22 protein-coding genes are annotated in these 25,112 nt (G+C 61.5%); 13 read left to right on the top strand and 9 right to left on the bottom strand.

The features are described from left to right. The first annotated feature begins 8 nt into the window (after positions 1 to 8). Complete coding sequence (locus tag ACFVHU_RS05525) at positions 9 to 914, top strand: phosphoribosylaminoimidazolesuccinocarboxamide synthase (protein ID WP_388022906.1); 906 nt, start codon at positions 9 to 11, stop codon at positions 912 to 914. Between the two features lie 85 nt (positions 915 to 999). Here the strand turns inward: ACFVHU_RS05525 and ACFVHU_RS05520 are convergent, their stop codons facing one another. The 4 genes from ACFVHU_RS05520 to ACFVHU_RS05505 form a co-directional block, all read right to left on the bottom strand. Continuing rightward, positions 1,000 to 2,808, bottom strand: a complete 1,809-nt coding sequence (locus tag ACFVHU_RS05520; protein WP_388022903.1) for an ABC transporter ATP-binding protein — start codon at positions 2,806 to 2,808, stop codon at positions 1,000 to 1,002. Beyond that, the gene (locus ACFVHU_RS05515) at positions 2,805 to 4,640 is read right to left on the bottom strand and encodes an ABC transporter ATP-binding protein (RefSeq protein WP_388022901.1); all 1,836 of its coding nucleotides are present in this window, start codon (positions 4,638 to 4,640) and stop codon (positions 2,805 to 2,807) included. The genes ACFVHU_RS05520 and ACFVHU_RS05515 overlap by 4 nt, the downstream gene beginning before the upstream one ends. A 162-nt stretch (positions 4,641 to 4,802) precedes the next feature. Then, positions 4,803 to 5,756, bottom strand: a complete 954-nt coding sequence (locus ACFVHU_RS05510) for a metallophosphoesterase (RefSeq protein WP_388022898.1) — start codon at positions 5,754 to 5,756, stop codon at positions 4,803 to 4,805. A 119-nt stretch (positions 5,757 to 5,875) separates the two neighbouring features. After that, complete coding sequence (locus tag ACFVHU_RS05505; protein WP_388022895.1) at positions 5,876 to 8,185, bottom strand: transglycosylase domain-containing protein; 2,310 nt, start codon at positions 8,183 to 8,185, stop codon at positions 5,876 to 5,878. A 225-nt stretch (positions 8,186 to 8,410) separates the two neighbouring features. Here ACFVHU_RS05505 and ACFVHU_RS05500 point away from each other — a divergent pair, with 225 nt between their 5' ends. Next, positions 8,411 to 8,887, top strand: a complete 477-nt coding sequence (locus ACFVHU_RS05500) for a RidA family protein (protein ID WP_105656982.1) — start codon at positions 8,411 to 8,413, stop codon at positions 8,885 to 8,887. A 61-nt stretch (positions 8,888 to 8,948) separates the two neighbouring features. Beyond that, positions 8,949 to 9,863, top strand: a complete 915-nt coding sequence (locus ACFVHU_RS05495) for an NUDIX hydrolase (RefSeq protein WP_388022983.1) — start codon at positions 8,949 to 8,951, stop codon at positions 9,861 to 9,863. 68 nt (positions 9,864 to 9,931) lie between these two features. Here ACFVHU_RS05495 and ACFVHU_RS05490 read toward each other — a convergent pair whose 3' ends face one another. Then, a complete protein-coding gene (locus ACFVHU_RS05490) occupies positions 9,932 to 10,609 on the bottom strand; it encodes a Crp/Fnr family transcriptional regulator (protein WP_022874282.1) in 678 nt (225 codons plus the stop codon). 204 nt (positions 10,610 to 10,813) lie between these two features. On the opposite strand from ACFVHU_RS05490, the gene ACFVHU_RS05485 reads away from it, so the two are divergent. Beyond that, positions 10,814 to 12,004: a MarP family serine protease gene (locus ACFVHU_RS05485; RefSeq protein ID WP_286134139.1), complete on the top strand. Its 1,191-nt coding sequence runs from the start codon at positions 10,814 to 10,816 to the stop codon at positions 12,002 to 12,004. Between the two features lie 9 nt (positions 12,005 to 12,013). Here the strand turns inward: ACFVHU_RS05485 and aroQ are convergent, their stop codons facing one another. Together aroQ and acs are read right to left on the bottom strand one after the other, a co-directional pair. After that, positions 12,014 to 12,466 carry a type II 3-dehydroquinate dehydratase gene (gene aroQ / locus ACFVHU_RS05480; RefSeq protein WP_105656979.1) on the bottom strand — a complete coding sequence of 151 codons (453 nt, stop codon included), beginning with the start codon at positions 12,464 to 12,466 and terminating at the stop codon, positions 12,014 to 12,016. A gap of 130 nt (positions 12,467 to 12,596) precedes the next feature. Beyond that, positions 12,597 to 14,573, bottom strand: coding sequence for an acetate--CoA ligase (gene acs, locus ACFVHU_RS05475; protein ID WP_105656978.1), 1,977 nt, complete (start codon positions 14,571 to 14,573; stop codon positions 12,597 to 12,599). Between the two features lie 203 nt (positions 14,574 to 14,776). Between acs and nth the strand changes: the two genes are divergently transcribed. Next, positions 14,777 to 15,571 (top strand): endonuclease III, encoded by a 795-nt coding sequence (gene nth / locus ACFVHU_RS05470; protein ID WP_105656977.1) that lies wholly within the window; start codon positions 14,777 to 14,779, stop codon positions 15,569 to 15,571. Then, positions 15,568 to 16,245 carry a CoA pyrophosphatase gene (locus ACFVHU_RS05465; RefSeq protein ID WP_105656976.1) on the top strand — a complete coding sequence of 226 codons (678 nt, stop codon included), beginning with the start codon at positions 15,568 to 15,570 and terminating at the stop codon, positions 16,243 to 16,245. The genes nth and ACFVHU_RS05465 overlap by 4 nt, the downstream gene beginning before the upstream one ends. Positions 16,246 to 16,251: 6 nt before the next feature. On the opposite strand, the gene ACFVHU_RS05460 is transcribed toward ACFVHU_RS05465, so the two are convergent. Beyond that, positions 16,252 to 17,901 carry a bifunctional 3'-5' exonuclease/DNA polymerase gene (locus ACFVHU_RS05460; protein ID WP_133833573.1) on the bottom strand — a complete coding sequence of 550 codons (1,650 nt, stop codon included), beginning with the start codon at positions 17,899 to 17,901 and terminating at the stop codon, positions 16,252 to 16,254. Between the two features lie 87 nt (positions 17,902 to 17,988). Between ACFVHU_RS05460 and ACFVHU_RS05455 the strand changes: the two genes are divergently transcribed. From ACFVHU_RS05455 to ACFVHU_RS05425, 7 genes are all read left to right on the top strand, one after another. Further along, positions 17,989 to 19,113 (top strand): hypothetical protein, encoded by a 1,125-nt coding sequence (locus ACFVHU_RS05455; RefSeq protein WP_133833574.1) that lies wholly within the window; start codon positions 17,989 to 17,991, stop codon positions 19,111 to 19,113. Then, entirely contained in the window at positions 19,110 to 20,351 is a 1,242-nt protein-coding gene (locus ACFVHU_RS05450) for a TadA family conjugal transfer-associated ATPase (protein WP_133833575.1), read from the top strand. Before ACFVHU_RS05455 ends, ACFVHU_RS05450 begins: the two co-directional genes overlap by 4 nt. 3 nt (positions 20,352 to 20,354) lie before the next feature. Further along, positions 20,355 to 21,035, top strand: a complete 681-nt coding sequence (locus ACFVHU_RS05445) for a type II secretion system F family protein (RefSeq protein WP_133833576.1) — start codon at positions 20,355 to 20,357, stop codon at positions 21,033 to 21,035. Next, entirely contained in the window at positions 21,032 to 21,568 is a 537-nt protein-coding gene (locus ACFVHU_RS05440) for a type II secretion system F family protein (RefSeq protein WP_388022889.1), read from the top strand. Before ACFVHU_RS05445 ends, ACFVHU_RS05440 begins: the two co-directional genes overlap by 4 nt. Positions 21,569 to 21,694: 126 nt before the next feature. Then, complete coding sequence (locus ACFVHU_RS05435; RefSeq protein ID WP_105656970.1) at positions 21,695 to 21,877, top strand: DUF4244 domain-containing protein; 183 nt, start codon at positions 21,695 to 21,697, stop codon at positions 21,875 to 21,877. A gap of 3 nt (positions 21,878 to 21,880) precedes the next feature. Beyond that, entirely contained in the window at positions 21,881 to 22,216 is a 336-nt protein-coding gene (locus ACFVHU_RS05430; RefSeq protein WP_105656969.1) for a TadE family type IV pilus minor pilin, read from the top strand. Next, positions 22,213 to 22,608 carry an Rv3654c family TadE-like protein gene (locus ACFVHU_RS05425; protein WP_133833578.1) on the top strand — a complete coding sequence of 132 codons (396 nt, stop codon included), beginning with the start codon at positions 22,213 to 22,215 and terminating at the stop codon, positions 22,606 to 22,608. Before ACFVHU_RS05430 ends, ACFVHU_RS05425 begins: the two co-directional genes overlap by 4 nt. Before the next feature lie 15 nt (positions 22,609 to 22,623). Here ACFVHU_RS05425 and ACFVHU_RS05420 read toward each other — a convergent pair whose 3' ends face one another. Beyond that, complete coding sequence (locus tag ACFVHU_RS05420) at positions 22,624 to 24,954, bottom strand: DEAD/DEAH box helicase (protein WP_133833579.1); 2,331 nt, start codon at positions 24,952 to 24,954, stop codon at positions 22,624 to 22,626. Positions 24,955 to 25,112: the final 158 nt, after the last annotated feature.

Raw genomic sequence — 25,112 nt, 5'->3', positions numbered from 1 at the left:
CAGAACTCATGGCAGGATTCCAGACCGAAGTGCTCGACCTAGAAGGTTGGGACCATTACTACTCGGGCAAGGTACGCGACCTGTACGTGCCTGCGGGCGCCAGCTTCGAAGGCACCGACCGTGTCCTCGTGGTGGCCTCCGACCGCATCAGCGCCTACGACTTCGTGCTGGCCAGCGAAATCCCGGACAAGGGCAAGGTGCTCACCCAGCTCAGCCTCTGGTGGTTCGAGCAGCTGGGCGACTTCGCCAACCATGTCATCTCCACCGATGTTCCAGCCGAGGTGGCCGGACGCGCGATGGTGTGCAAGAAGCTTGGGATGTACCCGATCGAGTGCATCGCCCGCGGATACCTGACCGGATCGGGCCTGGCCGAGTACAAGGCCTCGCAGACCGTGTGCGAGCTGCCACTGCCGGCAGGACTGGTGGATGGCTCGCGCCTGGAACCGGCGCTGTTCACCCCATCGGCCAAGGCCGAGGTGGGGGAGCACGACGAGAACATCTCCTTCGAGCAGACCGTGGAACGCGTTGGCGCCGAAGTGTCCGAGGCGCTGCGCGAGAAGACCGTAGCCCTGTACGAGCAGGCCGAGCAGATCGCCCGCGCGCGCGGCATCATCCTGGCCGATACCAAGGTGGAGTTCGGAGCTGATCCGGCCACCGGCGAGATCACCCTGGGCGATGAGGTGCTGACCCCGGATTCCTCGCGTTTCTGGGATGCCGAATCCTACAAGCCGGGCCAGGCGCAGGCCAGCTTCGACAAGCAGTTCGTCCGCGACTGGCTGACCTCCGCCGAATCGGGTTGGGACAAGAACTCGGGCGAAGAACCGCCCCAGTTGCCAGCCGGAATCATCGAGAAGACCCGTGCCCGCTACATCGAGGCCTATGAACGGCTCACCGGCCAGGTCTTCAGCGCCTAGGCGCAGGCGAAGAACAACCACGCACGGCAAAGCCCTCCGCTGATCGAAGTGATCTGCGGAGGGCTTTGCGCTGTCCTGGGCGGGATCAGACCAGCGAGTCCTTCCAGGCCTTGTGCAGGGCCGCGAAGCGTCCTTCATCGGCAATCAGCTGCGCTGGGGTGCCGTCCTCGGTGATCTTTCCATCGTGGACCACCAGCACGCGGTCCGCGATCTGCACGGTGGACAGGCGGTGCGCGATGATCAGCGCGGTGCGGTTGCCCAGCAGGGTTTGCAGTCCGCGCTGCACTGCCCGTTCCGAAGGGATATCCAGGGAGCTGGTGGCCTCATCAAGGATCAGCACCGCAGGATCGGCAAGGAAGGCGCGGGCAAAGGAAATCAGCTGGCGCTGGCCGGCCGAGACCCGTCCGCCTCGCTTGTTCACGTCGGTGCCGTAGCCCTCAGGCAGATCCATGATGAACTCGTGGGCGCCGACCGCACGGGCGGCGGACTCGATATCCTCCGGCGAGGCGCCCGGCCGGCCCAGCGCGATGTTCTCGGCCACCGATCCGGAGAAGAGGAACGCCTCCTGGGTGACCATCACCACGTGCTGGCGCAGTTCCTTGTTCGACAGCTCGTTGATCGGCACCGAATCCAGTTCCAAGGTGCCCGAACGCAGGTCGTAGAAGCGGGCAATGAGCTTGGCCAGCGTGGACTTGCCGGCACCGGTCTGGCCTACCACGGCCACCGTTTGGCCCGCCGGGATCCGCAGGTCGAATTCCTCCATGATCACCGGGCCCTCGCCGTAGCCGAAGACCGCATCCTTGAAGACCAGCTCGCCGGCCACCTTGCGGATGGTGCGAGGGGCCGCAGGCTCGCGCACCGTCGGTTCTTCCTCCAGCAGCCCCGAAACCTTCTCCAAGGCGGCGGTGGCCGACTGCAGCGAGGAGTAGAACATGGCGATCTGCTCCACTGGCTGGAACAGGCGCTTGGAGGCCAGCAGGATGGCCACCATCGCACCGACCTGCATGGTGCCGTCGATGATGCGGAATCCGCCGTAGGCCAGCAATGCCGCCACCGTCAGGTTGCCGATCAGGACCAGACCCGGCTGCAGGACGCCGAAGAGGTTGAAGGAACGCACCGAGTTCACCCGGTACTGCTCCGCGAGATCCGAGTAGTTCGCGTCGTTGGCTTCCTCGCGGCGGAAGGCCTTGACCGCGCGGATGCCGGTCATGGTTTCCACGAAGGTGGAGATGACCTTGGCCGAGACCACGCGGGATTCGCGGTAGAGCAGTTCGGAGCGGCGCTGGTACCAGAAGAAGAGGATCGCTACCGGGAGGGCGGCCACGCAGACCACCAGGCCGCTGCGCCAGTCGAGGAAGAAAATCGAGACCAGGGTGAAGACCACGAACACGCAGGAGGAGGCCAGTTCCGAGACGCCTTGATCGAGCAGCTCGCGCAGCGTTTCCAGATCGGAGGTCTGCCGGGAAATGATCCGCCCGGAGGTGTAGTTCTCGTGGAATTCGAGGCTCAGCCGCTGGGTATGGCGGAAGACCTGCTGGCGCAGATCCAGGAGCATCGCCTGGGAGATCTTCGCCGCGCTGGTGATGTACCAGGAGAGCAGCACGCCGCTGAGCACGGCGCACACGATGTATCCGGCCCCGGTCATCCCCAGGGCGCCCCAGTTGCCTTCGCGCACCTGCGGCAGGGTCCAGTCGATCGAGAAGGCGATCAGCACCGGAAGCAGCACGCGTGCCGCGTTGGAGAACAGCACCAGCACCACGGTGAGGACGAACAGCTTCTTCTGCGGCACGGCCAGCGAGGCCAGCAGCCGGAAGGAACGTTGCCGCACGACCTTGCGTTCGGCGGCAGAGAGCTTGATGGCGTCTTCATTGGCGACGCCCAGTGGCTTGCTCATCGGGAGACCTCCACGGTGGCTGGCTGGTCTTCGTCATCCAGGCTGGCGATGACGAATCGGTAATGCTCATTGGTGCTCAACAGGTGGGCGTGGCTTCCCACCGCGTCGATGCGGCCATCGCGCAGCAGCGCCACGCGGTCGGCGAGCATCACGGTCGAGGGCCGGTGGGCCACGATCAGTGTGGTGGTTCCGGCCAGGACTTCGCGCAGCCTCTCGGTGACCAGTTCCTCGGTGCGCACATCCAGGGCGGACAGCGGATCGTCGAGGACCAGAACGCTCGGGCGCGCTGCGATGGCGCGGGCCAAGGCGATGCGCTGGCGCTGCCCGCCCGATAGCGACAGGCCTTCCTCGCCGATCAAGGTGTCTACCCCTTCGGGCAACGCGTAGGCGAACTGCGCCTGGGCGACGTCCAGGGCCTCGGCGAGCAGGGCTTCGCGCTGCTGCTCATCCAGGTTTTCCGGGGCGCCGAGCAGCACGTTGCCGCGGATGGAGGTGGAGAACAAGGTGGTGTCCTCGAAAGCCACAGCGATCTCGGTTCGCAGTTCCTGGAGGTCCCAGTCCTTGACGTCCTGTCCGTGGATGAGCACCTCGCCGGAGGTCGCTTCATGCAGGCGCGGAACCAGGTTCAGCAAGGTGGACTTGCCCGAACCGGTGATGCCGACAAGGGCCATGGTTTCCCCGGGACGGATCTCCAGATTGATGTCGGCCAGGATCGGCCGGTGGGTACCGGCGGTATCCGGGTAGGCGAAGCGCACATGCTCCAGCTTCACGCTGCCATCGCGTTCTGCAGGGACCCGGGGCTGCGCGGGGGAATCGATGTCATTGATTGAATCCATGACCTCGAAGTGGCGGTCCAGCGCAGTTTTGGTGCTCAGCGTCATGCCCAGCAGCATTCCCATGCCCTCGACGGGGCCGGCGATGACCGCGGCGATGGCGAAGTAGGCCACCAGCGAGCCGACGCTCAGCGTGCCGTTGGCGACCTGGGCAATGCCGATGAGCAAGCCGATGCCCAGAATGGTTTCGGGCACCGCAACCACGGTGAGCAGGAAGCTGGCCAGCGTCTTGGCCTTGGTTATTTCGGTTTCCTGCAGGGACTTTGCCTGGGCGCTGAAGCCCGCGTAGACATGCGGCCCGCGGCCGAAGGCCTTGATGACGCGGATACCGTGCACTGATTCTTCCACCGCGGTGGCCAGGTCCCCAGCCTGGTCCTGGCTGCGGCGGCTGGCGGCCCGGTAGTCGTTGCGGAAACGGTAGGCCTTGATGGCAATCGGGATAGATCCCAGCAGGTAGAGCAGTCCCAGGATCCATGAATGGGTGAACATCAGCACCAGCCCGGTGATGACGGTGACGGTTTCAACAACCAGCATCATCGCGCCGAACGCGAGCCAACGGCGCAACAAGGAGAGATCCGACATGGAGCGGGAGAGAAGCTGCCCCGAGCCCCAGCGTTCGTGGAACGCCACGGGCAGGCGCTGCAGGTGCTTGTAGAAGCGGATGCGCATCTGCGCTTCAAGGCCTGCTGCGGGATTCAGCACGAATTGGCGGCGCAGGAAGATCAGCAGGGCTTCGACAAGGCCCAATGCGGCAACGATGCCAACAGAGAGCCACACCTCCGAGGCTGCCCCATCACGATGCAGGACGACATTGACCAGCCAGGCGAGCACCTGGGGGATGGCCAGCGCGACAATTCCGGCGCCGAGCGCGCAGAGGAAACCGCAAAAGAGCCGGGGGAAGATCGGCTTGACGAAAGGAGCAAGCCGTTTCAGTGTTGCGGAGAGCGGGACCGGATCTTTCGAACCGGCCTGTTGAGCTTGAGCCACGGTACCCCGCATTCATCCAGAAGTTTGACAGAGTTACAGACTACCGGCAGTAGTTGGGATAATTCAATCAATAGGCAACTATTGGAAAGAAGTGCTTCACATTGGAGGCAAATAATCCCCGGTCGAGCACCAAGAAGGTGCTTGACCGGGGATTACCCGAAGAAATTTCGTGGCTTAGTCGCGGGCAGCCAGGGTAACCATGATGGCTTCCGGCGGGCAGGCGAAGCGAATCGGAGCGAAGCGCGAGGTGCCCACGCCAGCGGAAACATTCAACGGAACGGTGTTGCCGTTGCATTCCCAATCGCTCAGGCCGCGGGCGCGCCACGTAGGCAGATCGCAGTTGGAGACCAATGCGCCATAGCCCGGGATGCACACCTGGCCGCCGTGGGTGTGGCCAGCGAAAATGACATCAGCCTTCGCCTCGGTGAATTGGTCAAGAACCCGCTGGTAGGGCGCGTGGGTGAGCGCAATGCGCACGTGGGGCGCCTGGCTGCTTGAGGAGGAACCACGCGGCCAGCCAGCGAAGAGGTCCCGGTCGATGTGCGGATCATCCACGCCGGTAAGATCCAGGCGCAGGCCATTGAGCACCGTGGAATGCGCACGGTTGGACATGTTGATCCAGCCGGCTCCGCCGAAGGTCCGGTGCATTTCTTCGAACGGCAACTGGTCGCGCGGGGCAGGGTTGGGAGTTCCGGTGGAAGGAGCCAAATACCTGAACGGGTTCTTCAGCTTCGGAGCGTAGTAGCAATTGGACCCGGGAACGAAGGCGCCAGGGAAAGCCATCAGCGGTTCCAGCGCCTTGATCAAAGCCGGCACGGCCTTGCGGTGGCTGAGGTTATCCCCGGTGTTGATGACAAAGTCGGGCTTCAGATCAGCCAGACCGCGCAGCCACTGGGTTTTGGCTTCCTGCCCTGGAACCATGTGGATGTCCGAAAGGTGCAGGACCTTGATGTCGCCGTATCCGCGGGGCAGGACCTTAAGCGATTCGTGGCGCAGCCCAAACCTCTGGGCCTCCAGCATGCCATAGCCCACCAGAGCTCCGCCGATGGCCAGAGCGCCGGTGGCGGCAAGGGCCGCAGTACCGCTGGCATGACGTAATGCCGAAGCGAAATTATTCTGTTCAACCATGACTTCTGTGCCATCGTCCTTTCAAGCCCGGAGGCAACTTCTGGTGGAGTTCTCCTATGCCAATCTAAACCGAAAGGCCGCGTCCAACCAAAGTTGAACGCGGCCTTTCGAATATTCAGCTAGTCATCGGACTTCTTGCCGTTGCCGTTTCCATTGCCGTTTCCGTTGCCTTTGTTATCGGAGTCGGGCTTCGGCGAGGATTCTTCCTTAGGCTTGGAATCTTCCTTCGACTCTTCCTTGTCATTGTCCTTCTCATCCGAGTCGGACTTGGAATCGTCTTCTTCCTTCGGCTTTGGCGGAGGCGGCTGGCGACGGGCCGAACCGAAGTTGTTGTGCTCGTATTCGTAAACAGCTTCTTCCATGAAATTGACCCACAGCGGAGCGGCGTACGTCGAGGAGTCGACCATGTCCGGGGCCCGAGTGTCATTGATCATGGCGTTGTGCATCCAATTTTCTTTAACTTCTTCGCCCTGGCCCCTGAGTCGGCCGACCCATGCAGCGCTGGAAATGCCTGAGGTGTAGCCGACAAACCACGTGGACGTGGCACCGTTGTTGGTACCGGTCTTGCCAGCAATTGGAACGCTAATTGCTCCCTTAGCAACGCGGTTCTTCGCAATATCGCTCAGAGTGCCATTCAGGTCCGCAATGTAGGTCGGATCTACTTCTTGCGAGCAGGATTCCTTCTTGACCTTGTATTCGTTGCCGTCCTTGTCAGTCACGCTGGTCAGCGCACGTGGTTCGCAGTACTCGCCTCTATTGGCAAAAGCTGCGAAAGCAGCGGCCTGGGACAGAGGAGTGATTTTCTCAGAACCGATGATAAATGAGGGGTTAGCAGGGCTGAATGGGGCCGGAGTGCCTCCCTTGCCTGCTTCCTGTGATTTGACGCCCAGCGCATCGATGTAGTCCGTGATGTTGCACAGATCAAGTTTGGTTGCTTCCTGCACGGTCGCGGAGTTGATTGACCATTTCAGACCGTAATTGACCTTCATCTTGCGATAGAAACCCCGAGACGCATTCTTGGGTTCCCATTTGGCTCCGACGGTTGACGTGCCGCCCGGTAGGCAGGAAGCGCGGAACTTGTAGCCTGGCATGAATGCCTGACGCTTGGCATTGATGGTGTCCCACATATTGTGCCCCTCTTTGAGCCAAGCCAAAGTGGTATAAGGCTTCATAGTGGAACCGCCCTGGAAGCCACCGGCACCTCCGAGCGAACGTTCTACGGCGAAGTTGTAGTAGGTGTTTTCGCCAGTGCCTTCGATCTCCGGACCGTAAGTGGTGTTCTGCGCCATGGTCAAGATCTTGCCGGAGCCCGGTTCGACCGAAACGATCGATGCGTAAACGTCGGAGTTGGACTTGGCCTTGGGGTCGATCGAAGCTCGAGCGTCCTTGGCGGCTTTCTTGTTCAGCTTGCTGTTCAGGGTGGTCTTGATGGTCAAGCCGCCACGGTACAGAAGGCCTTCACGATCTTCCTTGGTCTTGCCATAGGTGTCATCGGAAAGGATCAGATTGGTGACATAGTCGCAGAAATACGCATTTTCCTTGGCTGCGGTGCAACCGGAAGGCGACGTGCGCGGATCCAGTTCCAGATCCGACTTCACCGCCTTGTCGTATTCCTTCTTGGTGATTGCGCCGGTGCGGTACATGTTGCCCAGCACCTTGTTGCGGCGGTCGATGGATCGCTCAGGGTTGTTGATCGGGTTGTAGACGTTTGGCAGCTGGACCATGCCGGCAAGCATGGCCGACTGCTGCACGTTCAAGTCCTTGGCATCGGTTGAGTAGAAGCGTTGAGCGGCAGCCTGAACGCCGTACTCGCGACCCGAGAAGAGCACCAGGTTCAGGTAGCCTTCCAGGATCTGGTCCTTGGACATTTCCTTCTCGATGGCCACCGCGTACTTCAGCTCGCGGATCTTATCCGAGTAGCCCTTCTGGCCGGACACAGTGGATTCGTCCGAACCGGTGAGCACCTGGTTATTCACCAGCAGGTTGTTCACGTACTGCTGGGTCAGGGTGGACGCACCAGAGCGGCTCGAAGAGGTGAGGTTGCCAACTACTGCACGGGCGATGCCCTTGGGGTCGATGCCCTTGTGCTCGTAGAAACGCTCGTCTTCCACCGAGATGATCGCCTTGCGCATGTTCGGCGAGATGTCATCTAGCTTCACAGGCTGGCGATTTTGCTGGTAGAAGTTCGCAATGGCCTTGCCATCAGCGTCAAGGATCGTGGAAGGCTCCGGGATGGGGAGCTTTTCAAACGAGCTCGGGAGCGCGCTGACGATGTTGTTACCGGTGCTCAAACCGGTTTTTGCGATAGCTGCAATGGGCACGAGCATGCCTGCTGCGAGCACACCACACAGGGCGCTGATTCCGAAGAATGCAACGACTTTTCCCAGGGTGGTAGCGGTATCAAAAAAAGGGGACTTCTTGGCTGCCATACCCACTAGTTTACAAGGACGCGCTAACGTATCGAGTATGACTAAATGGGAATACGCCACTTTGCCGCTTTTGATTCACGCTACGAAGCAGATTTTGGACCAGTGGGGTGACGATGGCTGGGAGCTGGTAACCGTGGTTCCAGGCCCCAACGGCTCATCTCCAGTGGCCTACATGAAGCGTCCGAAAGCGTAACTAGCAACAACATTTACTGAAGGAGAAATCCCATGCAAGAAGCTACTTCCTCGCGTGTCGAGGCCCGTCTGGCCGAGCTCGGTCATGCCTTGCCAGCTGTGGCAAAGCCGGTAGCCGCCTACCTGCCAGCCGTTACCACCGGCAACTATGTCTACACCTCCGGCCAGCTTCCGCTGATTAAGGGTGAACTCACAGCCGTTGGAAAGGTTGGTGCCGAGGTTTCGGCCGAGGAGGCGAAGGCACAGGCGCAGACCGCTGCGCTTAACGCGCTAGCCGCCATCAAGGCCGAAATTGGTGATCTAGATCGCATTAAGCGCATCGTGAAGGTTGTCGGTTTCGTGTCGTCGGCACCGGACTTCACCGGACAGCCAGGCGTCATCAACGGGGCATCGGAGTTCTTCGGCGAGGTACTCGGCGATGCAGGCTTGCACGCACGCTCGGCCGTCGGCGTTGCCGTTCTGCCGCTGGATGCACCTGTCGAGGTCGAGGTCATCGCCGAATTTGAGTAATTCAAGCCAGCTTCCTGCTGCGCGGTCCCGACGGGCATTCCCGGCGGGGCCGCGCAGCGGTATGGTGCGCCGGCTCTTTGATTTGCCACCGCATCAAATTGCCACCGCCGAAAACTGGTTCTCTTTCGGTTCGCGCACGCCGCGCACCCCGCGGCGCGCGTCCTCCATCTGCCTTGTGAGGGATTCTTCCCACGGCGTGGAGACCTATCTGACTTATCGCCCCGGGGGCTCCCCACTGGGCAACGTGGCCTTTCCAGGCGGCAGCCACGAGGCGAGCGACCGTGCCACCTACCAATGGTTCGGTCCGAGCCTGTCCCAATGGTCCAAGCGCATGGACATGCTGGACCAGCAGTTGGCGCAGGCATACATCGTTTGCGCCATTCGCGAGCTTTTCGAAGAGACCGGAATCCTGCTGGCCGGCACCGATGAGCAATCCGTGGTCGAAATGACCGATGCAGAAGACTGGATGACCGCCCGCGAAGCAATCGCCGGACAGGACCTGGCCTTCGACGAATTCCTGCGCCGCCGCGGACTGGGCTTGCGCACAGACCTTTTGCGTCCGGTATCCCACTGGCTCAACCCGAACTTTGCCCTGCGCCGTTTCGACACCTGGTACTTCACTGCCACCGTGCCCAACCGCCAGGAGGCTGCCTTGCTGCGCGGCAAAGGCAAATGGGGGCGCTGGTGTGCCGCCGGGGAAATATTGGCCAAACGCAGCACCAGCGAGCTGGGGGACAGCGTTGGCCAACCCAACACAGTGAAACTCGCGCTCTCGGAGATCAGCTACCCGGCGGTGGAAATGATCCTGGAAGCCATGGCGGAGGCCAATGGAGTGGTCGCCTACCTTTCGCGGGCCCGTTCGTTGAATCTCAAGCATCCGGACCTGCTGGTGCGCGATGGCATTTACTATCTGGAAGTCCTTGGCTCCATGAGCGCTGAATCCTCCCGCCCATGGCAGACTACTGCCGGGCACTGAGAGCAGAACTTAAACAAAGCAGGCCGGGAATCCTTGAAGGATTCCCGGCCTGTTTGCATCACTGCGGTTTAGCGCGAGCGCTGGCGCAGACGCTGGATATCCAGGATCACGACGGCGCGTGCTTCCAGGCGCAGCCAGCCGCGCTGCACGAACTCGGCCAGAGCCTTGTTCACGGTTTCGCGGGAAGCACCAACGAGCTGAGCCAGCTCTTCCTGAGTCAGTTCGTGGGCAACCAGGATGCCGTCGGTAGCTGGGCGACCGAAGCGGTCAGCCAGATCCAACAGAGCCTTGGCAACACGGCCAGGAACGTCAGAGAAGACCAGATCGGCCAGGGACTCATTGGTACGACGCAGACGTGCAGCCAGAGCCTGCAGCAGCTGGATCGAGACCTCAGGGGAGTTCAAGATAGCCTTGCGCATGTTCTCGTGGCTCAGGCCCGCCAAGCGGGTCTCGGACACGGCGGTTGCAGTTGCGTTGCGTGGGTGTGGATCGAACAATGCCATCTCGCCAAACAGTTCGCCTGGGCCAAGAACAGCAATCAGGTTCTCGCGACCATCCGAAGAGGTGCGACCCAGCTTGATCTTGCCCGAAACGATGAAGTACAGACGGTCACCCTGATCGCCTTCACGGAACACCGATGCGCCGCGGGAGAGATCAACCTCGGTCAATTCTTCGGTTAGCGCGGCGAATACTTCATCACCAAGCGACGCAAACAGTGGCGCGCGACGCAGTACCTCGATATCCATTAAATCTCCTGTCAACAGTAGTAGGCGCTTACTTCATTGTGCCGTATTCGGTAACAATGTGACAGTTTCCACACGTGGTTTAACCAAGAAAATGTTGAAAATCACGCACATTCGACTAAAACTCGCGAATCTGCTCGCAGAAATCCATCAGCTTCTAAGGGTACCTTGGGTCTATACGAACTTTATGAATGAACTGGGGTCTTGGTGCTCGGAATTTTCAGCTGGCTCGACGTAGTCATCTGCGCTGTTTTGCTGACGTTTTTCGTTGTTGGAGTTCGTCGAGGTTTTCTGCTGACCATTGGCGACATGCTCGGCCTGATTGTCGGCGGCGTCGCCGCATTCTTCGCCATCCCGCTGGTTTCCACCTTCGCCACGAACCCCTGGTGGCGGGTCGGCCTGATGATAGCTACCGCAGCCGTGCTGATCATTCTCGGGCAAGCTCTGGGACGGGTGATTGCAACCCGCATCCGCCACTGGATGAATGTCGATTTCCTGCGTGCCGCGGACCGCATTGCCGGTGGCGTGCTGTCGGTGTTCATTACCGCCACAATCATCGGTGGCTTGGCCTTTTCCACTTCAAGCATGGGTATTCCAAGGCTTTCGCTGGAGATCAGCAAGTCCAAGATGATCGACTCGATTCGTGGCCTGACACCCGAGTTTGTCGATGCCGCGATTTCCACCGCACGCTCCAAGGTGATCGCCGAAACCCTCCCCGCATTCCTGGAGCCTTTCGCGCCCCCGGTCCAGGCGCCGGCCAACACCGAATGGGCAGCTAACGACCTGCAGCTGGCCGCTGCCCAATCGGCCGCCAAGATCTCCGGTACCGCGGTGCAATGCGGTGTGAACCTGACCGGCTCAGGCTTCGTTGTCGACCACGAGCTGGTCATGACCAACGCGCACGTGGTCGCCGGATTGAGCGCGGCAACCGTGGAGGTCGGCGGTGACGAAGTTCACCGCGGAAAGGTTGTTTATTTCGATCCCAAGGCCGACATCGCGCTGCTTTACGTCGAAGGGCTGGAGGCAGAGCCTATCGACCTCGCCGCTGATGACCTGATGCGCGGCGACTCGGCAACCTTTGTCGGGCACCCAGCGGGCGGCCCGCAGCAGATCCGCGGAGCCTTGATCGCTTCCCGTGCCTTCGTCTCCATTGCCAATATCTATGGCGCGGACCCATCTCGAATCTCTGTCTACCAGCTCACCGCGGAAGTAGCCCAGGGCAATTCCGGCGGACCGCTGCTGGATGAATCCGGCGACGCGGTGGGCTTGATCTTCGCCAAGTCGCGCAGCGATGACGAGGTCGGCTTCGCCCTGAGCCTCGAAGAGATCGAGAACGCCATGGAGCTGGGCGGCGATCGGCGCACCAGCATCAAAACAGGCGACTGCGTCACCGGCTAGGGCTTGCGGCTATTTGCCCAGCAAATGCGCGAGCTGCTGAACCGCCAGCTTGTAGCCGTGCACGCCCGCACCGATGATGATCGAGCTGGCTACCGGCGAGATGAAGGAATGGTGGCGGAACGCTTCACGCTTGTGCACGTTCGAGATGTGCACCTCGATGGCTGGCAACTGCACGCCGCTGATGGCATCGGCAATAGCCACAGATGTATGGGTGAATGCGCCGGGGTTCATGATGATGCCGGCTGCGGTAGTGCGGGCCTCGTGAATCGCGTCGATGAGCACACCCTCATGGTTGGACTGCAAGGCGCGCAATTCGAAGCCGAGGGCCGCAGCGGTTTCCCGGGCCAGCTGCTCAACATCGGCCAGGGTGTCGTGGCCATAGATTTCCGGCTCCCGGGTGCCCAGCAGATTCAGGTTGGGGCCGTTGAGCAGCAAGATGGTGTTCGATGCGTTCTCAGTCATGAACTCAAATCTATTACACAACCGGGAAATTCCCGCCCGAATTCTTTGGCCCCGTAATACAAGAAGCCGCCGTGCGTCCACACCAGCGGTGTGGACGAACGGCGGCTTGCTGCACTGGGGCGTGCTGAGGCTATTTGCCCATGGACTGCGCGATCTGGCTCATCACCGTTGAATCGGACAGCGTGGTGGCATCGCCGACCTCGCGGCCCTCGGCCACGTCCTTGAGCAGGCGGCGCATGATCTTGCCCGAGCGGGTCTTAGGCAGTTCCGGAACCACCAGCACATGCTTCGGCTTGGCGATCGGGCCGATGTCCTTGCCCACGTGGTTGCGCAGGGTCGCCACCACATCCTCGCCTTCCGCCGGCTCGGTTTGCAGGATCACGAAGGCCACCACGGCCTCGCCGGTGGTCTCGTCCTTCGCTCCCACCACGGCGGCCTCTGCCACGTATGGGTGGGCGACCAGCGAGGACTCGATCTCGGTGGTGGACAGGCGGTGCCCGGAGACGTTCATCACGTCATCCACGCGGCCCAGCAGCCAGATATCGCCATCGGCGTCCTTCTTCGCACCGTCGCCAGCGAAGTACATGTTCTCGAACCGCGACCAGTAGGTGTCCTTGTAGCGTTCCATGTCGCCCCAGATGCCGCGCAGCATCGCTGGCCACGGCTCGCGGATGACGAGGAAGCCGCCCTCGCCGTCGGCCACGGATTCGCCGGCTTCATCCACCACGTCAATGGCGATGCCCGGCACGGCCACCTGGGCCGAACCCGGCTTGGTTGCGGTGACACCCGGCAGCGGAGCGATCATGTGCGCGCCGGTTTCGGTCTGCCACCAGGTGTCCACGATCGGGGCCGGGTGTTCCTTGCGCTCGCCGTTCTTGCCGTTGTTGGTGCCGATGGCATCGCGGTACCACATCCATGCTTCCGGGTTGATCGGTTCGCCCACCGAACCCAGCACGCGCAGCGAGGACAGGTCGTAGCCATCGGGGATCTCGCGGCCCCACTTCATGAAGGTGCGGATTGCGGTGGGCGCGGTGTACAGGATGGTGACGCCGTACTTTTCCACCAGTTCCCACCAGCGGCCCTGGTGCGGGGTATCCGGGGTGCCCTCGTAGATCACCTGGGTGGCGCCGTTGACCAGCGGCGCGTAGGTGACGTAGGAATGGCCGGTCACCCAGCCGATGTCCGCGGTGCACCAGTACACGTCGGTTTCCGGGTGCAAATCGAAGGTGTCGCGGTGGGTCACGGCGCCCTGGGCCAAGAAGCCGCCGGTGGTGTGCACAATGCCCTTGGGCTTGCCAGTGGTGCCCGAGGTATACAGCACGAACAACGGGTGCTCGGAGTCGTGGGCTACCGCAGTGTGCTCGGTGGCGGCGGTGCCGACGACGTCATCCCACCACTTGTCCAGTGCGCCGAATTCGGTGGGCTCGCCGTTGCGCTTGACCACCAGAACGTTTTCCACGGTGTGGCCCGGTGCTTCCAGCGCCGCATCGACTGCCGGCTTCAGCGAGGACGGCTTGCCGCGGCGCCAGGTGCCATCGGCGGTGACCACGAGCTTGGCGTCCGCATCATCGATGCGGCTGCGCAGCGCGTCGGCGGAGAAGCCGCCGAAGACCACCGAGTGGATGGCGCCGATGCGGGCGCAGGCCAGCATGGTGATGACGGCTTCCGGGATCATTGGCAGGTAGACGGCCACGCGGTCGCCCTTGGCCACGCCCAGGGATTCGAAAGCGTTGGCGGCCTTCTTGACCTCTTCGGTCAGCTGCGCGTAAGTGTAGGTGCGGGTATCGCCCGGCTCGCCTTCGAAGTAGATGGCGACGCGGTCGCCCAGGCCGTTTTCCACATGGCGGTCCAGCGCGTTGTAGGCCGCGTTGAGCTTGCCGCCGACGAACCACTTGGCCACCGGTGCCTGCGACCAGTCCAAGGTTTCAGTGAAATCGGTGTCCCAGGTCAGTACCTGGCGTGCCTGGTCCGCCCAATAGCCCAAGCGGTCTGCCTTGGCTGCGTCGTAGCGGGCCTGCGTTGCGATGGCCTGATCGCTGAAGTCCTTGCTCGGGGCAAAGGAACGGGTTTCGGTCGACAGGTTATCCAAGGTTTTCGAATCACTCACTGGGTTCGCGTCCTTCCGCGTAGTCACAAATATTTCCCTGTGATCAAAGTTACATCCTCCAGCAGGGCCGGTGTGCTTTGTGTCACCGGGAAAGGGGAAATGGGGTAATTTGTGCGCCGAGCGGTTAGCTGCACGCGATGAACAGCACGCCAAGGTGGTGTCCAAGGGTGAAAACTTCACGCCCTCATGACACGATCTAAAGCGTGGCGAAGAAATTGGACAACGAAACCGAGCTGGGGCTGAAGCGCCGGGCACGCAAGATCAACCGGGAACTGGCGAAGGCCTACCCCTACGCGGTGCCCGAACTGGACTTCGAGAACCCCTTCGAACTGCTGGTAGCCACCGTGCTCTCCGCGCAGACCACCGACGTGCGGGTCAATGCCATCACTCCAGCGCTCTTCGCCCGTTTCCCGGACGCCCACGCAATGAGCCAAGCCGAACGGGGCGAGCTTGAGCAGCTGATCCGCCCCACCGGTTTCTTCCGCGCCAAGACGGACTCCCTGCTCGGGCTATCCGCCGCCTTGGTTGAACGCTTTGACGGAGAAGTGCCAGCCAAGCTCGAAGAGCTGGTGAAGCTTCCCGGGGTGGGACGCAAAACCGCCAACGTCGTGCTGGGAAATGCCTTCGGTGTTCCCGGAATCACCGTGGACACCCACTTCGGGCGCCTGGCCAACCGCTTTGGGTGGACCGATGAAACCGATCCGGTCAAGGTCGAGCACGCGGTGGGGGAACTGTTCGAAAAACGCGACTGGACGATGCTCAGCCACCGCGTGGTCTTCCATGGCCGCCGCGTCTGCCACTCGCGCAAACCTGCCTGCGGGGCCTGCGCCATCGCCAAGCTTTGCCCCTCGTTCGGCATCGGCGAGGAAATACCTGCCAAGGCCACAGCGTTGCTCAAGTATGAGCTCGCACCAGGACGGGAAGAATTGCTGGCGAAAATGATCGCCGGCGCAACCCGCCGCGAGCTGAGGGCTGAAGGATACGGATTGGACGCATGAGCGCGCGCTTGGAACTGGAAAAAGTAATTGCCCGCCACACGGCACAGGTCGGGGCAACGCAGAAACTGCCCAGCGAATGGGTGATGAGCGATATCGAGCTCGGTGCTGCGCGCCGTGCCGCGGTCCTGATCCTGTTCGGTGCTGCCGGCGAAGCGGCCCTGGAGCCGCACTCCCGGGCCGGCGATCTGGACGTGCTGTTCGTGGAGCGCGCCGCGACCCTGCGCAAGCACGCGGGCCAGATCGCTTTCCCCGGAGGCGGGATCGACCAGGAGGATTCGAGCGTTGCCGACGCCGCCTTGCGCGAGGCGTGGGAGGAAACTGGCGTGGACACCTCCGGGATCGAGGTCCTGGGCACCTTGGGGGAAACCGAATTGCCGGTTTCGAACTTCCTGGTCACCCCGGTGATTGGCTGGTGGCATACCGAATCCAGGGTCTATCCGGCTGACCCGGCCGAAAGCGCCGGCGTATTCCGCGCCCCGGTGGCGCACCTGCTGGAGCCGAGGAATCGCCTGACCGGCGTGGTGCAGCGCGGCAATCAGAAGTTCAAGTCCCCGGCCTTCGATTTTGAAGACCGGATCATCTGGGGCTTCACCGCGATCGTGCTGGACAGGCTGTTCAACGAGCTGGGTTGGACCCAGCCGTGGAACAACCGCCGTGAACTGCGCATGGCCTGAAGCCGGCTACTTCGCATCCGCGTAGTTCCCGGAGATCGCAACACTGACCGGGAAGCGCGGCGAGGCCTGGCCGAACAGGGAACGCCCGGCGAGCATGGCCGCATGCCGGATGAGCTCCTGCAGTTGCCCAGCCAATTCGGTGGGGCATTCAAAGACGATTTCGTCATGGACAAAGAACACCTGGCGGCAGGTCTGGCTCCACCCGGCCTGATGGATCAGGTGCCGTGCGTGGCCCATCCACACCAAAGCCCACTCCGCGGCGGTCGCCTGTACGACAAAGTTCCTGGTGAACCGGCCGCGGGCTCTCGCCGCGCCGTCAGCAGCCCGCTGCGATGCTTCATCGTTGGTAGCTTTCTGCGCCTGCAGCCACTGCTCATCGGCTGGCGGGCAGCCGCGGCCGAGGAAACTGCGCACGCCTTCACCTTGCTCGCCGGCAAGAGCTGCCTGTTCGACAAAACGCATGGCGGTGGGAAAACTGCGGGTCAGGGCCGCACCCACTGCACCTGAAGCACCGCCGCCACCGCCGTAGATGACCGAGAGCATGCCCAGCTTGGCCTCATCTCGGGAAGCCACGAGCTGGGCATCGAGCAGCCACTGGTACAGGTCATCTTGCTGGCCTGCTTTTTGCAATTGCTGGTCATTGGAAATAGCTGCCAGGATTCGAGGTTCCAGTTGCCTCCCGTCGGCCACCACAAACGTCGAGCCGGGACGGGTGCGCACGACCTGCCGGATGGAATGCGGCAATTGGAGCGCCCCGCCACCAGAAGCGGCCCAGCGTCCTGAAGTCACCGTTCCCAGCACATAATGCGGATGGAAACGGCCGCCTTTCACCCATTGATCCAACCACGCATCACCATGGGTGCTGGCAAGACGCGAGAGTTTCTTGTATTCAAGAACCTCAGAAATCAATGGATGCTTGATCTGCTCCAGTTCCCAGGCCCGCACCGAGCTCACCGCGAAACCGGCCTTATGCAGGGCGCGCAACAGCTCCTGCGGCGAATCCGGATTGAGCCCGGGACTGCCTAATGCCTTGGCCAATTGCTGGGCCTTGGCCGCGAGTTTCGGCGGCCGTCCATAGTCGGATACGCGTTCGCCCAATTGCTCGCGCAGCAGGGCGCGGTGTCCGGCTTCATCCCACGACAAACCGGCCGCTTCCATCTCGCAGGCAATCAACGCACCTACCGATTCGGCGTGGATCAATAATTCCAGACGCTGACGGGTGCTGGGATCCTGCGGCAACGCCTTGCGCTGGGCAACGTACATGGCTACGAGCTCGGAAAGGGATTCGCCGGAGGTCGGGGCGGCAAAGAGCGCATCCTGGTTGGCCCTTTCGTGAGCCTGAACTGGTCGTTCAAGATCGAAGTCTTCGAGCTTTTCCTCACTCAGCGGCGAGCGGTGCAAGATGCGTTGGGCCAAGGAGAGAATGCAGGCCTTGGCCAGATGAACACCCGCAGAAACAAGTGGCTGCATCCACGGGGTGGTGCGGAGCATGGCCCATCGGGGCGAATGCCGTGCTTCGATTTCGGCAACAAATCCGGCAAAATCATCCCGGGATACCGAGACGACCGGCTGCAGCGAGTTGCCAGAATACTGGTCGCGAAGATCGATCAGGGCATAGCCATCAGGATCGGCAGCAAGGAAAGCGATGGCACTCATGGATCTATTGTGCCGTGCCAGCGGCCGATATCCCCAGTTGGTTGGCGAGCGGCACGCAAATGATTAGGCAGATGCCACGCTCGATGCATGAAATGGCTATCAGAGTCCTCATCGGCTAAACCGCTGAAGGACACCCAACGATTCGTGATGACTGAACTGGATTTCGCGCAGGCGCCTCCGAACAGCACCAGGAGGCCGGCAGCGGCTGACCACACGGCGGAAGATGAACCGATCTGCACCATCGTGAGCAACGATGCACGGATTATTGAGCGATGCGCAGTGATCGCGGTCGGCGCGGCGGTGAGAATCAACAAATGCACCGACCCGCAGCTGCTGCCCGCCGATGGTTCTGGGCCGGTGCTGTGGGGCAGCGACATGGCAGCACTAGCCGAAAATACGAGCCGGCCGGTGGATGTCCTGGTCGGTCTGGAAGATGGCGAGGCCATCGTGTGGAGCTTGGCCAGCAGAATTCCCAAGGCAAGGGTGGCAGTTTTGCCCTCGGCCAGCCAATGGCTCGGCGAGTACCTGGGTCTATGGGCCATGAGGGCAGGGCATGGACACACACTGGCACTGCATTCCACAGCAGGCGGGCTGGGAACAACGACCCTGGCCCTGTTGCTGGCGCATGCCGGGACATTAAGTGGTCTTCGCAGCGCCATGATTGATCTGGATCCGCATTCCCAGGGCGCTTGGCCGCTGGTTTGCACCCAACCGCCAACGGGAATTGGATGGGAAGAATTGCGGCAATCCGGTGGCGCGCTTGCTGCTCATCAACTGGCTGAAACGCTGCCGAAGCTTCGCGATACCGCGATCTTGACCTGGTCCCAGGCAAGCAGAACGCATGAGCTGGAGGACCAGCTGGTGATCCGCCTGCTGGCCGCCGCCCGGCAAGGATTCGATCTGGTCGTAGTGGATGCCGGGCGCGCACCGCATCCGCAACGGCTGGCACTGAACCAATTCATAGACCGGAATATCGCCACTGTCAGTTCGCTGACCGTGCCAGCCTCTGGGGAAGTGGTGCTGTGCGGGGAACAGAAACTACGCAGCACCCCTGCGGGTTTTCCTCAGATTCTTGGTGCCTTCCCCGATTTTCCCCGGATCAGCAAAGCGATCGAGCGCGGCCAATTATACGACAGTTTCAAATCCCGGGCATTGCGCCAGCACCTGTCCAACCTCTGCCTGATACCGCAAATGAAGGAGCAGCACCCATGAGCCCGGGCCGGCATAGCCACAACGCCAACCCATCAACGGGCGGGCCTGTGCTGGATGCCAAAATCCTTGAATCCGTGCGTGAACGCGCATTGCTCACCGGCGGGCAGCTTGATGCGATTGCCTTGGCAGGAGCCGTTCACGACTCCGGCGCGGCTCTGGGTTCCCAAGGTGCCGCACAATCGCTGGAATCGCTGCAGAACGAAGTGGCAGGATTATCAATCCTCGAGCCTTTCGCACAGCGGCCCGAGGTGACCGATGTCCTGGTCGACGGGCAAGGGATGGTCTGGACGGATTCTCCGGCCGGCCTGCAGCCCACCGAATTCCGGTTTTCTTCCCCAGAGCAGGTTCGGACCCTGGCCGTCCATCTTGCAACCCTTGCGGGCCGACGGCTCGATTCAGCTAGCCCGTTCATGGACATGAGCTTGAAGAATTACCGCGTCCACGCTGTACTGCCTCCAATTGCCACAGCCGGACCGCTGATCTCGATTCGCGTCAAGCGCAGTGCCCAGCTCGAACTGGGCACCGTCCTGGAAGGATCGAACGGGTTCTGGCTACCGCTGCTTCAAGCCATCGTGGAACGCCAGATGAACTTCCTGATTACCGGAGGAACAGGCAGCGGCAAAACTACCCTCCTGCAAGCCATGCTTGCCGAAGCCAATCCGCGGCACCGTCTGGTCATCGTGGAAGACTCGCAAGAACTGCATGTACCGCACCCGCATGTTGTGTCCTTGCAAACCCGGTCGGCCAACGTCGAATCTGCCGGCCAGGTGCAGCTGAAGGATTTGGTTGTCCAAGCCCTGCGCATGCGCCCTGACCGTCTGGTCGTTGGCGAATGCCGTGGGGAGGAAATACGCGATTTTCTGGCAGCCATGAACACGGGGCATCAGGGAGCCGCAGGCACCATGCACGCCAACAACCCGCAGTCAGTTCCGGCCCGCTTGGCGGCGCTGGGTGCGCTCGCCGGATGGAGCGTGCAGGCGACTTCGTTGCAGGCCTCCAGCGCCTTGGATCTTGTCATTCACATGAACAGGGGGAGCCAAGGGCAGCGCGGACCGGTGGCCCTTGGATGCCTGGACACCGGTAGCGATGGCCAGATGCACATGCGGCGCCTGATAGACCTGGACGCCGCCGAACCGCTGGCCGACTACGGGCACAACTTCCTGGCGAACAGATTTGGCCCATCGCTCACGTGCACCATTGCCAAGGCGCTAGGCGATGAGCACGCCAAGGAGCGTTGACCAATGCTGATCCTCATCTTTGGCGCACTGGCCTTGTGGCTGTGGATCCCCGCGCACCCGGCAAGCAAAATCAAAGCGGGTTCCCTGCGCAGGCTCCGGGATCGCGGGGCGGAACGCCACACGGACGATGACCAGGTACTGAGCACCGATGCCCGCATCATTCGTGAACTCTCGGCGCTGCTCCGAAGCGGATTGGATTTCCATCCCGCAGTTGATGCGTTGCTGGAGGCCGAGGACGACAGCGGGAACATCATCCGAGCGCTCAAAGACCTCCAAGCAACGCATCGGCTAAGCAACAGCGCTCCCGGACCCGGTCTTCCGGCGGAGCAGGGACAAGGTCCAGCGGTGCGACGACTGCACTGGTGCCTGGAACTCTCCGAACGCAGCGGCGCAAGCCTTGCCGATGTGCTGGAACGGCTAGCCGAAGACCTCGAATGCGCCCTAGTAGCCCAGCAAGCATTCGAGGCGGCTATGGCTGGCCCGAAAGCAACGACTAAGTTGCTGACATGGCTTCCACTAGTCGGGTTTGGATTCGGTCTGCTTGTGGGCATTGATGTTCTGGGCACAATAGGCCGATCATGGGCGGCGCAACTCAGCGTGCTCATTGGAGCATTGCTGTGGATCGCCAACCGGATCTGGTGCCGGCGGCTCATGCAGGCAACCACTAGCCAGGCACTGTCATGATCGTTCTGATTCTGCTTCTAGGGGCGCTTTCCATCGCTTTGGCATTAGGACGGCCCAACTCGAAAAGTCGAGAAGGCAAGGCGCCGCAGTGCCTTGGGAAAAGACGGCAGGAAGATGAAAAACCTGTCGAGCTGATCCTGGATCTGAGCGCCAGCCTGTTGGACTCGGGGATGCCCATCACCGAGATCCTCGATCTGCTCGGTCACAGCATTGAACAGTGCGCGGTGCTGCGCAGCGTAGCGCGCTGCTTGGAATTGAACATGGCGTGGGACAAAGCCTGGGAAGCCGTTCCGCCCTGGCTCGACCCGCTGCGGAAAGCACTGCACTTTGCCCACATGACCGGAGCGCCGGCAGCCAATCTGCTACGAAATACCGCGATTCTGCAACGCCGTGAACATGCACAGAAAGTCGCGCGCCTCGGAGCACAATTCGGTACCAGGCTCGTACTGCCTCTAGGGGCCTGCGCACTGCCGGCTTTCATCGCCCTGGGCGTGGTTCCACTGATCATCGCGCTATTCCCCAGCTACCAGTAATCCCCGGCCGAAGGTTATGCCCAGCTCGTAGGAAACCCATGTTGCTGCCCGCGGCTCTCGCCGATGGTAGAAGCACAACATCCACGGTATCGACGCCGGGGATGACAGTCTAGAAAGGACAACACAATGAACCGACGGTTCCGGGAAATCAGGGATCTGCTGCGAGAAGAGCAGGGATCCACCACCGCCGAATTTGCTATGGTCACGCTGGCTGCCGTGGCTTTTGCCGGCTTGCTGATCAGCATCCTGTCCAGCGGCGACGTACGTGGCATGCTGATGGGCCTGATTACTAAAGCGCTGTCGCTGTAGGCCATGAGCTTCAGCGACGAATCGGGTAGCAGTACCGCCGAATTTGCGGTGCTGCTACCCGCGGTTGCCATGATGCTGTCCTTGGGTTTGTGCTTGGGTGTCGTCGGGATCCAGCAGATCCAAGTTCAGCAGGCAGCCGGTGCCATGGCCAGGGAATTGGCCCGCGGCGAGGACGATGCAACCGCTCGCGCCAGCGGCGTGAGGCTGGCAGGAAGCCAAGCCCGTTTCTCGCTCTCAACAGCCAACGGCTACTGGCAGGTTCACGTCAGCAAATCGGTGAGCCTTCCAATCGTTGGCAGCCTTCAAATCCATGGACAAGCCAGTGTGGCCGTCGAATGAAAAAGCGGCGGAGCCTTCGAAGCGAACAGGGTAGCGGAACGGTCATGGCAACAGCGCTCGTGGTTGTTGCACTGCTAATTGCCGGTGCCGTTTTAGCATGGGTTGCAGCAACCCGAGCCGCGATGCAGGCTGCCAGCGCCGCCGATCTGTCGGCGCTGGCTGCTGCGGATACGGCCCGCGGGTTGCGCCCCGGGGACCCCTGCACAGTTGCGGCGTTGTTGGCCGAATCCAACGGTGCACTGCTGGCAGCATGCACGGTGGAACCCGACGGCCAGTCGGTGCGCGTTACGACTAACGTTCCTGTCGGATTCCGTGCCCTGGGCATAGAACTGTATCTGGCCGAAGCCCAGGCACGGGCGGGAGCACCGCCACTGGATGCACCGGGGCGGTGAGCATGGCGGAAGCGGTTAGCGGTGGTGCGCTGGCTCCACGTCGTCAAGCACGGCCGTCAACAGCAAGATCGCTCCAGCCTTGTCCAATGGATTATTGCGGTTACCGCACTTGGGGGACTGCACGCAGCTTGGGCAGCCGTGCTGGCATTCGCAGGCCTCGATGGCATCCCGGGTGGCCCGGATCCAATCGGTGAAGCGCTCGAAACCACGCTCGGCGAATCCAGCACCGCCAGGCTGCGCGTCATAGACGAAAATTGTCGGATGGCCGGTATCCATGTGTAGCGCAGTGGATACTCCGCCGATATCCCAACGGTCGCTGGTAGCAACCAGCGGCAGCAACCCGATCATGGCATGCTCGGCAGCATGCAAGGCTCCGGGGAACTGATCTACCTCCAAACCAGCTCGAAGCAATCGCTGCTCGGTCAGGGTGAACCAAATGGACTTGGTATTCAGATCCCGGGCTTCAAGCTCCAACGGTTCTTCGGACAGCACTTCATTAGAAGCCACCGACTTCCGCTGGAAAGACACGACCTGGGTGGTCACAGTGACTTCACCGAAATGAATCGTCAGTTCTCGGTGGTTACGGCTGCGTTCCTCGGAATCAATGGCAACCGTGGTGAGATCACGCGCCGTGGTGTAGTAATCAGGATTCACCCGAGTCACGATCACCACGTGGTTCTGCTCATCAAGTTCTTCCACATGGTAGCTGGCACCCTGATGGACGTAGATGGCCCCGGGATGCGCCTGATAATGCGTTTGCGGGGAATCCATCGTGCCTAGCAGAGCGCCGGTTTCCGCATCGATGATGTCCACTGGTCCACCGCCATCGGCCCGAATGGAGAACATCCCTGCCGCATGTTGCGGATGCGTCCAGAACCATCCAGCCGGGCGCCGGCGCAAGTAGCCGCGTTGCACCAGCGAATCCAGAAGCTGTTCGGTCTGCGGACCGAAAATTTCCAACTCCTCCGGGCGCAGGGGAGATTCTTGCGCGGCGGCGCAGAGGTGGCCGCTAAGCACATACTTATTCTGCGGATCAAAGACTGTCGCTTCGACACCCAAATCGAAGATGGCTTCGGGATGATGTGCCAGGTAGGTGTCCAACGGATCTTCAGCTGCGACAAAGATCGCCAGCGCATCCTGGCCCGAACGTCCGGCACGGCCGATTTGCTGGAAGAACGATGCGCGGGTGCCTGGCCACCCAGCCACCACTACCGCGTCCAGCCCCGCAATATCGATACCCAGTTCCAGCGCCGAAGTTGAGGTGACACCCAGCAGCTCGCCACTGCGCAATTGCTTTTCCACCTCACGGCGTTCATTAGGCAAGTAGCCCGAGCGGTACGCTGCAAGCCGGACGGATAGATCCGGTGCAAATTTTTCCAGATGCTTGCGGGTGAGCGTTGCGATTGTTTCAGCACCGCGGCGGGACTTGATGAAGACAATGGTTCGAATATGATCAGCCATCAGATCGGTGAGGATCGAAGCGCTCTCGGCGATGGCGGTACGCCGTACCGGCGCACCGTTTTCACCGCGGTGATCACTCATCGGAGGTTCCCACAAGGCCATCACCAGTTCACCGCTGGCGGAGAAATCGTTGGTCACCGCTTGAGCTGGCGCCCCAATGAGACGCCCGAAGGATGCTTCGGGGTCTGAGCTCGTCGCGGACGCACCGATGAAGACCGGGCAGCTGCCGTAATAGGCGCAAATGCGACGCAACCGGCGCATCAGGTTGGCTACGTGTGCGCCAAAGACCCCACGGTAGGAATGGGCCTCGTCGATAATGATGTAGCGAAGGCGCTTGAAGAATCTGGACCAGGCCGGATGGTTGGGCAGGATGCCGCGGTGCAGCATATCTGGGTTGGTGAAGACGAAGTTGGCGTGCTGGCGTACCCAAGCACGGGTGGCCTGGTCGGTATCGCCATCGTAGGGAGCGGCTCGGACCCCGGGAACGCCTAGGGACTCCACAGCGGAAAGCTGGTCGGCTGCCAGTGCTTTGGTTGGGCAGATATAAAGCACCGATGCACCGGCATCAGCATCGTTGAATCCGCTGTCCTTCGCCTGGTACAACTGTTCCAGACTTGGCATCAGGTAGGCCATGGACTTGCCTGAGGCGGTACCGGTGGAAACTATGGTGTGGTGGCCCTCGTGGATGAGGTTGGCTGCTTGGGCCTGGTGTAGCCAAGGCTGTTGGATGCCCAGTCCCTGGAATATCCCAACTAGTTCAGCGCTGAGCCACGCTGGCCATTGGCTGGTGATCTCGTCTTTGGCAGTCCTGGTGCGGCGGTGCACCACAGCATCGGGATCATTGGTCCGGTCATAGGGATCTAAGAGAGAACGCACTGACTTCACGAGGACGCCTTCCGGACCGAGAACTGCTGGAGTTAAAGACTATCGCCGTGGGGGGGGGGGGGGGGGGGGCGCCAGCCCGGTAAGATTTGATTTTTGGGCGAGGGCGGGTTGAATGAAAACAAGAAACCCCAGAAAAAAACCAACCAACAACAAAAAAA

This window comes from Glutamicibacter sp. NPDC127525 (assembly GCF_042672105.1).
Lineage (GTDB): Bacteria > Actinomycetota > Actinomycetes > Actinomycetales > Micrococcaceae > Glutamicibacter.
The sequence above is the reverse complement of the archived record's forward strand: the minus strand, read 5'-3'. Positions and strand labels throughout refer to the sequence as shown.